This window comes from Secundilactobacillus similis DSM 23365 = JCM 2765 (genome assembly GCF_001311075.1).
GTDB lineage: Bacteria > Bacillota > Bacilli > Lactobacillales > Lactobacillaceae > Secundilactobacillus > Secundilactobacillus similis.
Genome location: NZ_BBAD01000018.1, coordinates 35,452 through 46,029, shown reverse-complemented (window position 1 = coordinate 46,029; position 10,578 = coordinate 35,452). Strand labels below are relative to the sequence as shown.

7 protein-coding genes and 2 pseudogenes are annotated in these 10,578 nt (G+C 47.5%); 8 read left to right on the top strand and 1 reads right to left on the bottom strand.

All coding sequences use genetic code 11. The features are described from left to right. Positions 1-503: 503 nt before the first annotated feature. The 8 genes and pseudogenes from JCM2765_RS06155 to JCM2765_RS06120 all read left to right on the top strand — a co-directional run bounded on the left by JCM2765_RS06155 (position 504) and on the right by JCM2765_RS06120 (position 8,620). Positions 504-1,253 carry a sugar phosphate isomerase/epimerase family protein gene (locus tag JCM2765_RS06155; RefSeq protein WP_054734989.1) on the top strand — a complete coding sequence of 250 codons (750 nt, stop codon included), beginning with the start codon at positions 504-506 and terminating at the stop codon, positions 1,251-1,253. A 3-nt stretch (positions 1,254-1,256) separates the two neighbouring features. Beyond that, positions 1,257-2,548 (top strand): annotated as a pseudogene (locus JCM2765_RS06150) (gluconate:proton symporter). A gap of 29 nt (positions 2,549-2,577) precedes the next feature. Beyond that, a complete protein-coding gene (locus JCM2765_RS06145; protein WP_054734985.1) occupies positions 2,578-3,540 on the top strand; it encodes a sugar kinase in 963 nt (320 codons plus the stop codon). Then, positions 3,537-4,160 carry an orotidine 5'-phosphate decarboxylase / HUMPS family protein gene (locus JCM2765_RS06140; RefSeq protein ID WP_054734982.1) on the top strand — a complete coding sequence of 208 codons (624 nt, stop codon included), beginning with the start codon at positions 3,537-3,539 and terminating at the stop codon, positions 4,158-4,160. The genes JCM2765_RS06145 and JCM2765_RS06140 overlap by 4 nt, the downstream gene beginning before the upstream one ends. A 2-nt stretch (positions 4,161-4,162) precedes the next feature. Continuing rightward, a pseudogene (gene hxlB, locus JCM2765_RS06135) lies at positions 4,163-4,704 on the top strand (6-phospho-3-hexuloisomerase). A gap of 810 nt (positions 4,705-5,514) precedes the next feature. After that, on the top strand, positions 5,515-6,753 hold the full coding sequence (locus JCM2765_RS06130) for an IS110 family RNA-guided transposase (protein ID WP_054734978.1): 1,239 nt from the start codon (positions 5,515-5,517) through the stop codon (positions 6,751-6,753). Positions 6,754-6,993: 240 nt separating this feature from the next. Continuing rightward, positions 6,994-7,986, top strand: coding sequence for a substrate-binding domain-containing protein (locus tag JCM2765_RS06125; protein ID WP_054734975.1), 993 nt, complete (start codon positions 6,994-6,996; stop codon positions 7,984-7,986). A 397-nt stretch (positions 7,987-8,383) separates the two neighbouring features. After that, entirely contained in the window at positions 8,384-8,620 is a 237-nt protein-coding gene (locus JCM2765_RS06120) for a hypothetical protein (protein ID WP_054734971.1), read from the top strand. An 87-nt stretch (positions 8,621-8,707) separates the two neighbouring features. Here the strand turns inward: JCM2765_RS06120 and JCM2765_RS06115 are convergent, their stop codons facing one another. Next, positions 8,708-9,994 carry a chloride channel protein gene (locus JCM2765_RS06115; protein WP_369404045.1) on the bottom strand — a complete coding sequence of 429 codons (1,287 nt, stop codon included), beginning with the start codon at positions 9,992-9,994 and terminating at the stop codon, positions 8,708-8,710. Positions 9,995-10,578 lie beyond the last annotated feature (584 nt).

Sequence of the window (10,578 nt, the reverse complement as noted above, 5' to 3'; positions counted from 1 at the left end):
CCATGATTAACGCGTCAATGAAGCCAAGGTTCACAAACTCCGCGCACTTACGCTGGACACAAACGACAGCGAATACTCACAATTTTCCTAAAGGATTAGCAACTACTCAAAATTTAATTTTTAAATTATTTGAAGAAAGAAATGTTGGAAAAGTGAATTGAAATTGCGAGTCAGTTTATAAAAATGATTTCGGCTCTGGTGAATGATTGAGCAACTCGAAACGCAATGCTGAAGCGGGATGACTCAGTGTTTTAGAAAGCGCTTACTTAAACGAGCTTTGAAATTTACTGACTACATTTAGGTAAACGTTAACCTAAATCTACCATATCTCTCCTGATATTGTTTATAGCAGTGTTCTCATCAACGAATAAAGATTGTTGACAAATCTTTGGTAAACGTTTACCACGATTTTCGAAAGCGATATCACTTTTAACAAACGTAGCGAACAACATAAATTTAAGCGGACTGGCGCACCAGCTCAGTCGCTATGGGAGATGGCAATCATGACGTTAATTTTAAATACTTGGGTTTTTGAAGCTGATGTGAAGCAGGGGGTTAAGCAGGCTGATTTAGTCGATCGGGTTGCACGACTTGGTGCTGATGGGATTGAAGTGCGTCGGGAATACTTTACGGATCTAGCCACTGAATTACCGGCCGTTGCGGAACGGGCGAAGGCGCACGGATTAATCGTAAACTACAGCGTGCCGGATGAAGTGTTCGTTGAAGGCGGTCAGGCGAACCCGAAGCTAGGCCAGTACTTTGCAGAAGGGCAGACAATGGGCATCAGTAAGATCAAGTTCAACACGGGTGACTTTGCCCACTTCACCGGCGACCTTGCTACGGCGTTTAGCGACTTACCGCTGGATGCGATTGAAATGAACGTGGAAAACGATCAAACGGCCGTTTCTGGAACGGTATCGGCAATCAAGACGTTCTTGGATGCTGCGCATGAAGCTGGCTTAACGAGTTTAGGGTACGTTTACGATCTCGGTAACTGGGCCTTTACGCACGGTGACGCGATTGCGAGCGCTCAGGCGTTGGCGCCGTACACCCACTACATTCACTTGAAGAACACAGCTGAAACGGCTGGCCAACTTGAAACTACCGATGATCTGGCAACCGGCATTTACGACTGGCAAACGATCATCGCAAACTTACCAACCAACGTCCAGTACGCCTTGGAATACCCAATGGCATCGGACGACCAAATTACCGCTCAAATTGCGTTATTTCGAAAAGGAGTAGGTGCATAACTTATGTTATCAACGATTAGCGCCATTCTACTGTTAATTTCATTCGCTGGCTTTATCTGGTACGTCGTTAAGGGCGGTAACCTGATGATTGGGTTCTTCGTGATGGCAATCCTCTGGTCGATCTTGGGCATGGTGCCCGCCGACCAAGTGATTCAAAAGGTGTTCGCTGAACCAGCCTTGAACTACGGGCCAACCATTATCTACATCGTGTTTGGCTCCTGGTTCGGCCGGGTATTGGTGGAAAGCGGCATTGCCCCCGCTATTTCGGAGGAAACCAACAAGGTCGGTAAGAAGAAACCGTTGATTGCCGGCATTCTGGTGATTCTCGTAACCGCTTTGATTTTCGTTAGTGCTTATGGTGTGGGCTCCGTGATTGCGATTGGCGTTATTCTGTTGCCAATCCTGCTCTCGGTTGGGGTGCCACGGGATTTAGCCCTATCCGTGTTCTCGCTGTCAATTGGAGCGCCAATGTACTTGAACGTTGTGCTCTATAACCAGATCAAGCGTTCTTCCCTCACGCCCAGTATGGTGGCAAATACCTGATCTTCGGTGCGGCGGCCATGGTCGTTCAACTGATTGCGGTTGTGATCCTGTTACTCCTCAACCGGAAGCGGATCGACCCCAGCAAGGCTGATGAAAATTTGAAGATTATCGGGGCTGAAACGGGGCAGGACAGTGAAACCAAGCGGATGCCTAAAATTGCCTTTATTATTCCGGTCGTGCCCGTGCTGATGAACATGTTATTCAAGTAGGACGCCATTCCAGCGCTGACGCTGGCCACGTTACTGGCAATTTTCCTCACGGGTAACATGAAGAATTTCAAAGACTTTACGAACTTCTTGAACAGTACGATTCAAAAATCAATTAGTGACATTGCCGGGTTGATCATGTTCTTGATGGCCTTGATCATGTTTAGCGGCGCAGCTTCGATGGATGCCGTTCGGTTCCGGCCACTGTTTGCGGCCATTCTGCCACACAGCCACTTAGTGTTGGCACTGGCGTTTGGAATCTTAGCACCACTAGCGCTTTTCCGAGGACCCTTCCACGTATGGGGCGCTGGGGCAGCTACGGCGGCGGTGCTATCAGGAACGGGCCTGTTCAACGATGCTTTCTTGCTACCACTACTGTACGTGCCAACCTTACTGGCCGTTTCAACGGATATCACCCAGTCCTGGAACGTTTGGGGATTGGATTATATGAAAGTCGAATCAAAGGATTTCTTAAAACTCGGCGTTCCGCTGATGTGGATCGTCTCGATCATTAACGAAGCACTGGTCTTCTACTTCTTTGGCTAACCATTACAAAACGAAATGAGGTAACGAACATGAGTGAAGTCATTACAATTGGTGAACCCGTCCCAACCTTTGCGTCAACTGAACCGGATGCGTCCTTAGTCGACGCCTTGGAATTTCATAAAATTCTGGGTGGCGCTGAACTAAACGTTGCGATTGGCGTCCAACGTCTGGGGCATTCCGTCGAATACATTTCTCAAGTGGGCGATGAACCTTTAGGCGAATACGTTATCAAGACGATCAAGGCGCATAAGGTCGGGACGACCTACATCAGCGAAGACCCAGACCACTGGACGGGCCATCAACTGAAACAACTGGTAACTAAGGGTGATCCGGCGACGTTTAACTACCGGAAGAATTCGGCAGCGAGTCATTTAACCAAGGACGTCATTGAAAAGGTATCACTGGACGGTGTTAAAATTGCCCACATGTCAGGCATCTTCCCCGCCATTTCGGCAACGGCTGAGGAAACGTTCCGGACGTTGCTGAAACGCTTGGTTGATCAAAATATCCTCATCACCTTTGATCCGAACCTGCGGCCATCGCTGTGGTCCAGTCAAGAGAAGATGATTGCAACCATTAACGAACTAGCTGGTTCAGCTGATATCGTGATGCCGGGCGTTGGTGAAGGTGAGATCTTGATGGGCTCAACTGATCCAGAAACGATTGCGGACTTTTACTTGAAGGGTGCTCGGACCCAGGTGGTGATCGTGAAGGTTGGCCCAGCCGGGGCTTACGTGAAGACGAAGGCCGGTGAAAGCTTTACGGTCGCTGGGTTCAAAGTGGATCACGTTGTTGATACGGTTGGCGCTGGTGATGGTTTTGCGTTAGGCGTTATCACGGCGCTGTTGGAAGATAAACCGTTGAAGTCGGCCATTTGCCGGGGCAATGCGGTTGGCGCATTGCAGGTACAAACGGCTGGTGATAACGATGGCTACCCAACACCGACTGAACTGGCGGCATTTTACGAACGAGAAGGAGTATCAGAAGATTGAAATTACAAGTTGCGATTGACCGCGTCCCGTTGGCGTATGCGGTAGAGATGGCTCAGAAGCTGGATCCGTTGGTTGATATTATTGAGTTCGGGACGTCGATTCCGAAAGACTACGGGCTGTTGGGAATTAAGGAAAGTGGCTTGAAACTACAGCACGCGCAGTTATTGGTCGATTTAAAAACGATTGATGAAGGCGTCTACGAGTTTGAAAAGGGCTTTGAAGCCGGCGCCGATATCTTGACGGTGATGGGGGCCTCTTCCCTAGATACGCTGACTAAGGTGGCGCAGGTGACGGCGGATGCTGGCCGGGACATGTTGATCGACTTAATGAAAACAACGCCTGAGAAGAAGGCGGAGATTGCAGGCTTTGACCAAGCCATCTACGGCATCCACCACGCTAAGGATATTGAAGGGGACTTTGACGCGGTTGAAACGACAGCGCAATTCCACCAGCAATTCCCTAACGTGAAGCGGATCGCAGTGGCAGGTGGTATCAACCTGGATACGGCTGAGCGGTTAGCTAAACAGGGCATCGCTGAGAGCGTGATCGTCGGTAGTGGCATCATGAAGGCAGCGGATCCAATCGCAGCAGCAAAACAATTTGTGGAGGTTATCAAATAACGATGACAGTAATTGACCAAGTTTTAGGTGAAATCAACGAAGTAATGGGTAAAGTGGACGAAGCACAATTGAGCCAAGCGGAAGCACTGATCCAAAAGGACAAGCGGATCTTCGTGCTGGGCGCAGGTCGCTCAGGCTTAATGGCGAAGGGCTTCGCAATGCGGTTAATGCACATTGCTATACGGTATTTGCGATTGGCGAAACCATCACGCCATCTGTCCAAGCGGGCGACGTTTTAGTGGCCGTTTCGGGCTCAGGTAAAACGGCCAGCATCGTGGAATTAGCAGAAAAGGCCAAGGCAAACGGCGTCACGGTCGTTAGTGTGACGAGCAACGCCCAATCCCCATTAGGCCAACTGGGCGACGCAACCATCGTGGTCCCAGGCGCAACCAAGGCGGGCGATGGAGTCAAATCCATTCAACTATTAAGCACGTTGTTTGACCAAAGCGTCCACGTAACGTTGGACATTTTGTGCTTGATGCTTAGCCGGCGGGATCATGTGTCGAATGATAGTGCGGCGGCGGAGCATAGTAATATGGAGTAGAGCGCGGAGCAAGGCGTTTAGAGACCGGAGCATAAGCCCTCTTGCCAGAAACCCCGGTTTTGGGGTTTGTGGTGAGAGGGGCTTATGTGCAGGTCTCTGCCTTGCGGAGCGCGTTTCGGCGTGGTTGCCAGAACGCACTAACGCTGACAAACTTCATAATTGAATTGGTAAGCGGAAAACAAAAGTTTCAATAGCGCCGAAAACTATGTAGTAGTAAAGCACGTCGCAAGTCAGCAGTTAGCTAAGTTAAACGGTGATCCCCGGTTTTTTGGGGGTTGTGGTGAAAGGGGCTTATGTGCAGGTCGCTGCCTTGCGGAGTGCGTTTCGGCGTGGCTGCCAGAATAAACTAACGCAGACAAACTTCATAATTGAGTTGGTAAGCGGAAAATAGAAGTTCCAATGGCGCCGAAAACAATGTAGTAGTAAAGCACGTCGCAAGCCAGCAGTCAGCCAAGTTAAATAGCGATTTCCGGACTTTGGGGCAGTATTACGGGAGTCGCCTACATAGCCATATCATGATTTAACCCCCTACAATCCCCACCAACTCAACAATTATCGCTCAAATCATACTAAGATAAAGTCAGATAAAATACGACGGTATTTTATCGCTACTTTTTGATAAAGTAGTTATGAAACCTAGGCCGCTTGCGCGTTTGACACACGCCTTTTGTGATGTCGTTGCCGAAATTGGCCGTTTCATAAGACTATGAATTTTGTTCTCAGTATGTTGCTAAATAAAGCCGTGTTTAGAAAATTAATTGAGTAGTCACTATGTTTGGTTTTACTTTTTACTTAACTTGGAGGCATCTTATGAACTCATCTCAAATTGGTGTGGGCATTGATATCAGTGCCTATAAACTCGATGTTGCGATTTTAAACGATACTGAGTTACTTCAAACCTTCTGTATTGCCAAGAATTCAGCCGGATTTCTAAAGTTGCTGAACACTTTGGATACTCTCCCGACTACACCTCACATCGTATTTGAAGCTACCGGCGTTTACTCGGTATCAGTCGCCACTTTTTTTAATCAAAATAGCTACGATTTTGACTGTATTAACCCGTTGATGGCGCGTCAATTAAACGCCCGTTTAAGGCAAAACAAAACTGATCGTGTTGATGCGATTAAGTTAGCGGAGATCGCAACTAGTCGAAACTACGCAGTGACGTCTGTCAAAACTGATGTGTATGAAAATTTAAAGGTATACGATCAATGGTACGAAAACGACAATAAGGATATCGTATCCGCTAAGAATCGCGTTCATCGGGCGCTTCAACAAGTTTTTCCATTCGTTAAATTTCCGGTTAGTAACGAGTTGCCACTCTATTATGAACTCTTCCATGAGTTTCCTCATGCGGCGCTAGTCCGCGACCTGACTACTGAGCAGATTACCGCACAGCTATACGACGCGTTACATGACGCTCATCCACTGACGCATTGGACTAAATACGCCAAGATTCTACAACAGGCCGCTGCCGAATCCGTTCCCGGTCTATCTAGAAACTCACCAGAGGTTATGCGTCTGCGTCAACTGACTCAACGCGTATTAGAGTTGATGGCCGATAAGGACAGCCTAGTGACTCAAATGACCCAGCTGGCAGAACCATTGCCTGAATATCGGTTATACTGCTCAATTCCTGGGATCTCCGCCATTTCTGCTTGTCAATTAATGGCAGAGATTGGTGATAGCCGGCACTTTCAACGGGCCTCTCAAGTTAATGCCTATGTTGGCATTGATCTTCGACACTACGAGTCGGGCAAGTTTGTCGGTACTGATACCATCAGTAAACGTGGTAATGCGGTAGCTAGAAAGGTTCTTTATCGCATCGTTCAACAGATTTATAGAACTTGTCAAAACTCAAACCATTTCTGTCACATTGCCGATTATTATCAAAAGAAAAAGCAGTCTTTCGCCAGGAAGACTGCTCAAAAAATGACTAAAAAATTTACTATCGCCTGTATTCACAGACTAATTAGGACGTTAATAGGCCTAGTCAAACACGGTGAGGTGTATGACTACAACAAAGCTATTATGCGTTCCAATATCTAAATCATACCACTAAAAAAACGGTATGGGATATAGGTTTATTTGGTATACGCTTTTTTCTGATTACGCTCTAAAGATTTCTACTTCATGGTTGGCACATTTCAAATAATTAGACTTAATATCCTAATTATTTGAAATTGGGGCTTGCTTATAGTAGAAAACGCGCTAATCCCCCTCCCGACAACCCAACCCACGTGATAAACTAGACCTAATAGACAAAATACGGATAAGTGGTGACGACTAATGACAGCAAATCAACCTAAATCAGCAAACATGAAGGACGTGGCAGCGCTAGCTGGGGTGTCGATTGCGACCATCTCCCGGTATTTGAACGGGGAAACGAATCGGATGTCCAAGGTGACAGCGGCGAAGGTAGCGGCGGCAATTGAGAAGCTCAATTACGTCCCAAACTCCAGCGCACGCCAGATGATCACCAAGTCCAGCAAGATGATTGCGGTCATTGTAGCCAATATCGATGACTACTTTTCTAGCGAGTTGTTCAAAGGCATTAGTTCAATCTTGGAGAGTCAAGGCTACATTGGCGTGTTGTTTGATGCGGACTCGGATCATGCTCGGGAGCAAAAGCTGCTGGAAGTGATTGGGCGGCAAGTGTTTGACGGGTTAATCATTCAACCGGAAAATGACCCACAAACGATTCAACAGGCGCTACGGCGGCAGTTACCAGTGGTTGTCGTTGACCGGGAGATGGATGCGGGGACGTGGCCACAAGTGGTGACGGATAACTATCAAATCGCGCGGCAGGCAACGCAGCATTTTCTAGACGAAGGCCAGACGCACGTTATCGTGCTGACATCGGATGTTCATCTAGCACGGACGCGGCAGGAGCGGTACCGCGGCATTTTGTCCGTGGCGGATAACGTTGATACGATTGAGGTTTCGGAAACGTCCTATAATCATTCGGCTGTTTATCAGCAGTTGAAGGCGGCGTTGACCCGCTCAACAGAACGAACCTTGGTGTTTGCGTTAAAGGAGCGCTGGTTCCTTGAATTTATCCCAGATTTGATCAACGAGGGGCTACTAGACGGTCATCAGGTAACGGCAACCGGTTTTGCGGATACCGATACTGCCCGGCGATTAGCGCCAAATACCCAACTGATTACGCAGAATCCATACTTGATGGGGGCCAGTGCTGCAGAACTGCTCTTGCAGGAATTGCAGGACCCAAAACTTGATTTAAGTCATCAAAAGCTAATCCAACCGGCCAAGTTTGGCTAATGGATCAAAAAAATGAAAATAATTTTCGGAAAAAACATGCAAAATTGATGCATGTTTTTTCAAATTGAGCCGAATAATGACTTGTCAAAGTCAGCTGTGGCGGGGCATTTCGGAACTGAAGCCGAATAGGGGTTAAGACTAATCCGGGGATGTTCGGGAATGCGGTAGAGTGGGATTTAAAAATGAAATTTTAGCCAAAAACTCGGTCACCGAACACTTTTAAATATAAGCGAAATCGTCAAAAAGCAACGGAAAGTATGGTAAAATAAAAGAAACATGAGAGTACGATGATATAACTTTGAGAGTGGTGGTTAATTATGACTGAAAGTATCTTTTTATTAACCCCTGAAGATAAAACTTTATTTCGCACGTTTGTCGCAATCTTCAGACGTTTACCATGTGGGTTAATGATTCGGGACACCCGGAGGACTTTGAATTACAAGAGGCCCGTCACACTAGTGCCGACTACCTACTAAGTAATATTTTAGAAAAAGATCATCTAGAATTAACGGACAAGGCTGCTGCCGTTCACCGGTTAGCTACGGGCAGTTTTGCGAAGGAAAAGATTGATATCGTAGCGGTTATTAAAGAAGTCGCACAGTTGTTAGATACTTATGCGGCGAGTTTATCATGATTAGGCGCGGGACAAAATGCGTTTAGGTTCCAGAATATAAAAAAATCCGTGAATTCCTGATTTGGGGAATCTACGGATTTTTATAGTCTAGGATCTGAGTTTTGGTGCGCCTATTATCGTTGTTGTTGCGGTTTCTTCGACTGATGCAACACCAGTTGTGACGAAGCACTGGCTAGTGCCACACCCAGTCCTAATGGCAGGAGCTGAGTAATCGAGATGGCAGACTTCAAAAATCATGAACAGTGCCATAAATGGCGCCTGTTGTGAGCTAGCTAGCAGCGTTGCAGCGCCGATTAAGCCACCTTGCCAAATCGTGATGCCGGGGATCAACATGTGGGCGACAACGCCCAAACTCATCCCAATCGTGGCCCCAATGGCAATTGAAGGGGTTAGTGTCCCACCAGAGGCACCGGCCCTTAACGAGAACACAGTGACCAGGGCTTTAGCAAGTCCACCAATTAAGAAGATGCCGATCAAGCCAGCTGACTGATTCGTCATCGCCGGCTGTGCCAGGGCGCGACCATTACCTGAAATTTCAGGATAGAAGTACGCAATCGCGCCGGTTAACACGGCTGCAGCAGGCAGTAACCACAGAATTGAACGGTCACGAGCTTGGTGCTTGTTTGCCCATTGGAAGAAGCGGCGGAAGTAGGCGCCGACAACGCCACACAATGGCCCAACAACAATGACTAACACCACTGAAATTGGTGAGAAGTCACCGTTACCCACAGCGTAGTACGGATGAAAACCACGCAAGGTGGACCCGACTAACATCGCAACGGATGACATGGTGAGACTCACGGCGACGGCTCTACCAGTGACTTTTTTATACAATAGTTCGATAGCAAACATGGTCCCGGTCAACGGTGCGATGTAGATGGCCGCAAAGCCAGCCCCCGCAGCCGCTGCAATCAATAGCTTACGGTCCTCTTCATCAAAGGTGATCCCGAAATGCTGTAAAAATCGTTGCCACGTTTGTGATAGCATGGCTCCAAATTCTCGTGGCGCCAATTCGCGGCCAACTGACCCGCCCGTAGCGACGAAGAAAATTTGGGTGAAAACGTGAACCGCAGTCGTCCACACCGGCATGGTTTCGCCATCTAGCGCTTTAGCGATGCTAACGGTAGGCTTCATTTTGGTTCGCATGTAGTACCACACAATGGCCGCAATGACGCCACCAATCACCATGGATACTAATCGCCGAGTGCCGCTAGCGTTGGCCGCAAACGGACTCAGGGGTGTTTCGTTAAAATTTAAAAAGAGTTTTTCAATGATATCTAAAAAGTTGGCTAGAATGAGTGATCCTAAACCGGCAATTAAGCCAAGCACAACGGTTGAAATGCTCAGCATGAGTCTTTCACGTGTCTTTGTCATATAATTCAATTTCCCTCTTATTCTGATATGTGGACTTTTCCACCTAAAATAAGGTAGCACGGTTGGCGGTGAGATTCAACTTGAATTCGGAATGGTTGATGGGGAGGTTGCGTGATTGTTGGGGTCGTTTTTGACTGGCTCGAACTTGTATTTGAGCATATAAAAGCCATTTGTGGTTCCCAGATGATTGATATATCAAGCTAGTTTCTCTGTTAGGATAAGCCTGGCTTTTGGTGCGAGAGTGGCACTCGACTGGATGTGATGCACTAAGATAATCTTTAAATGGTGTCATTGTAATTGAGTTGTGTAGCATTGGCAGTTCACTTGAGATAGTAGGTAACTACTACGTTGGTTTCGACTAAGTGTTGACTGATATGTTTCGCGAATCGTCCTCGTGGTGGGATTGTTAACGGGGATGTTTTAAGGCCGCCACGCCGAAACGCGCGAAGCAAAACTGAAGTCTGCACGTAAGGGCCTTCCTACATAAAGTCGAGGTTCATGACTTTATGTAGGAAGGCCCTTACGCTCCGACTTCAACCCGTTTTGCTTCGCGCTCTGTTATAATAGAACCCAGCAACTCTCCA

Excerpts from the sequence above, each read along its gene's own strand:
- JCM2765_RS06155 (WP_054734989.1), top strand. The coding sequence starts at position 504 with ATGACGTTAATTTTAAATACTTGGGTTTTTGAAGCTGATGTGAAGCAG.
- JCM2765_RS06145 (WP_054734985.1), top strand. The coding sequence starts at position 2,578 with ATGAGTGAAGTCATTACAATTGGTGAACCCGTCCCAACCTTTGCGTCA.
- JCM2765_RS06130 (WP_054734978.1), top strand. The coding sequence starts at position 5,515 with ATGAACTCATCTCAAATTGGTGTGGGCATTGATATCAGTGCCTATAAA.
- JCM2765_RS06125 (WP_054734975.1), top strand. The coding sequence starts at position 6,994 with ATGACAGCAAATCAACCTAAATCAGCAAACATGAAGGACGTGGCAGCG.
- JCM2765_RS06120 (WP_054734971.1), top strand. The coding sequence starts at position 8,384 with ATGTGGGTTAATGATTCGGGACACCCGGAGGACTTTGAATTACAAGAG.
- JCM2765_RS06115 (WP_369404045.1), bottom strand. The coding sequence starts at position 9,994 with ATGACAAAGACACGTGAAAGACTCATGCTGAGCATTTCAACCGTTGTG.